Genomic DNA, 2,166 nt, shown 5'->3' on the forward strand with positions numbered 1-2,166 from the left:
CTACAGATTCTGTCGGTCACTTTGTTCGAGAAAATGCCCATTCAACAAGCTTTGCAGGGCATCAGTGGTCAGGAAGAAAACAACGGCCTCTGCAACCAACTGAATCTATTCGATTCTTAACCGGACACTAGTGGGCGGAGAAATAAACTTTGGCGGCATCGCCTTCGATGCCGCGCACGCTATCGAGATCGACAGCAAGCGGCAGATTGCGCACAGAAGCACGTAGTGCGGTGGCCGCTGCAGCAAGCGTCTTGGCGTCAGACTCATCGGCAGCCTCGCGCGCACCGCGCAGCAAAACTTGGCGCGCATTGCGCAACTTTCCCGCGATCATGGCGCGCGATACGTTCAGCGAAAAAGCGGCATTGCTTGCCTGCCGATGCTGCGCTTGCCGCAACAGGATGTTGCCCGAGACCGCGCCTTCCAATCGTGCCTTGAAACGCCCGTTGCCATCCAGCAGGACTAGGCTGATGCCATCGTCCGCGCAGCGGTGCATCAGGGCGGGCGAGAGCATGATGTTGCCCAGACAAACCACGCCGCCCAAGTGGTGCAGCGGGACCTGCATCTTCTTCTCGCGCTCCACATCCACACGCAGGGTGTCGTTCTCCAGATGGAGATAGCTGTGGGGCGTCATCACGTAGAGGGTGTTGAGTATCTGGCGCGCCATCAATCCTCCGGTTCGTAAAGCGTTTGCTCTAGTTGGGTGTGCCCTGCACAGAGTGCAATCGCCTGCGGTTGGCAGATGTCGATCAGTGAGCACTCTTTGCAGCGCGCATCGTTGGCAGGCGGCGGAAGTTTTCCCCAGGCCAGCATGGCGCGGATGGCAGCAATGGTTTCCTCAACTTGCTTCCGCAATTCCGGCGTGATGGTAACTTCGCGGCGGCGGCGAGAAGTGTGATGGTAGATCGCCCCCTTCAAAACCGGTTTGCCGAACATCTCTTCCAGACACATCGCCTGTGCGGCGAGTTGCAGGTCATCATGCACCTGCAATTTCTTTCTGCCGTGTTTGTATTCCACAGGATAAACCTGTCCGTCGGGATGAAACTCCACTACATCACATTTGCCCACCAGCCCGAGACGATCAGACCATACCGGCAAAGCGCGTTCACTGCGCACCCCCTCGAACGAAGCAAATCCTGGATTGTCCACTTGTTCGTGCGCCGCATTGCCGCGCATGGTGTGTACGTTCTCTTCGAAGGCTTGCTCCAGGTGAATCAGAGCGCACTGGCGCGGGCAATAGCTCCAGTGCTGGAGCGCGGAAAACATGATGGGGTCGTCTGTCTCGTTCATGGCGGCAGTGCTATCATTTGCGCGCATCAATCAAGTTAACGGAGGACATCATGGGCTCCATGCTGGAAGAACTGGAAAACAAGGCACTGCAACTCTCGCCGAATGAACGGGGCGAATTGATCCATCGTTTGATCGTCAGTCTCGAAGGCGAGCCAGAAGATACACCGGAAGCCATCGCCAAAGCATGGGACGAAGAAATCGCCCGGCGTGTTGCCGACATGGATGCAGGCAAGACGGTCTGGATACCCGCGGAAGAGGTGTTTGCACGCCTCGATGCCATTATCGAAAAAGCACGTTGAACAATGCGTATCTCGTTCAACGAGGAAGCACTGTCCGAGGTCGAGGAAGCAACCCGTTGGTATCGGGAAAATGGCGGCACAGTGCCTGCCCGCGCATTCACCCAGGAATTGCGGCGCATCGTTGAGCTGGCAGCCGGGCAGCCTGGAATCGGTGCCCCCGGTCTTCGAGGGACAAACAGGTTGTACTTCAAACGATTTCCGTACACATTGATATTCCGAATTCAGGACTCATCCATCAGAGTCATTGCCATCGCCCACCAAAGCCGCCGCCCAACGTATTGGGCGGGGCGACGGTGATGAATTAGCCGACAACTTTTTGCAGGGTTACGCCCTGCGGCAAAGCAGCCTCATCGACTATGACGGTGTAATCGCCGAAGTCGAGGGGATGTTTAGGCAAACTCTTCGGTGGCAGTCAACCGGCCTGAAGCGACGAAACAATCCAGCAAGAAGGCATGCCTCGGACAAACCTTGAATCGCCCCGAGTTTCGTGGAGGCTGTTTGGTTTAAGTAACGTTGGCAGCATCCTTGTTGGCTAACTGCCGGTAGTATTGTGCCTCAGCTTCTGCGGGCGGGATATGGC

At 56.6% G+C, this 2,166-nt stretch carries 4 protein-coding genes; 2 read left to right on the forward strand and 2 right to left on the reverse strand.

The window, feature by feature from the left end; all coding sequences use genetic code 11:
* Positions 1-127 precede the first annotated feature (127 nt).
* Both cas1 and cas4 read right to left on the reverse strand, forming a co-directional pair.
* Positions 128-664: a CRISPR-associated endonuclease Cas1 gene (gene cas1 / locus ACKTSJ_RS11035; RefSeq protein WP_407900204.1), complete on the reverse strand. Its 537-nt coding sequence runs from the start codon at positions 662-664 to the stop codon at positions 128-130.
* Entirely contained in the window at positions 664-1,287 is a 624-nt protein-coding gene (cas4, locus tag ACKTSJ_RS11040; RefSeq protein ID WP_407900206.1) for a CRISPR-associated protein Cas4, read from the reverse strand. Before cas4 ends, cas1 begins: the two co-directional genes overlap by 1 nt.
* Before the next feature lie 50 nt (positions 1,288-1,337).
* Here cas4 and ACKTSJ_RS11045 point away from each other — a divergent pair, with 50 nt between their 5' ends.
* A complete protein-coding gene (locus ACKTSJ_RS11045; RefSeq protein WP_407900208.1) occupies positions 1,338-1,586 on the forward strand; it encodes an addiction module protein in 249 nt (82 codons plus the stop codon).
* Positions 1,587-1,589: 3 nt separating this feature from the next.
* Positions 1,590-1,883 carry a type II toxin-antitoxin system RelE/ParE family toxin gene (locus ACKTSJ_RS11050; RefSeq protein ID WP_407900210.1) on the forward strand — a complete coding sequence of 98 codons (294 nt, stop codon included), beginning with the start codon at positions 1,590-1,592 and terminating at the stop codon, positions 1,881-1,883.
* The last annotated feature ends 283 nt before the right edge of the window (positions 1,884-2,166 follow it).

This window comes from Ferrigenium sp. UT5 (assembly GCF_045866295.1).
In the GTDB taxonomy this organism is placed as follows: domain Bacteria; phylum Pseudomonadota; class Gammaproteobacteria; order Burkholderiales; family Gallionellaceae; genus Sideroxyarcus.

Bases quoted from the DNA above. Each gene is read 5' to 3' on its own strand.
- cas1 (WP_407900204.1), bottom strand. From the start codon at position 664: ATGGCGCGCCAGATACTCAACACCCTCTACGTGATGACGCCCCACAGC.
- cas4 (WP_407900206.1), bottom strand. From the start codon at position 1,287: ATGAACGAGACAGACGACCCCATCATGTTTTCCGCGCTCCAGCACTGG.
- ACKTSJ_RS11045 (WP_407900208.1), top strand. From the start codon at position 1,338: ATGGGCTCCATGCTGGAAGAACTGGAAAACAAGGCACTGCAACTCTCG.
- ACKTSJ_RS11050 (WP_407900210.1), top strand. From the start codon at position 1,590: ATGCGTATCTCGTTCAACGAGGAAGCACTGTCCGAGGTCGAGGAAGCA.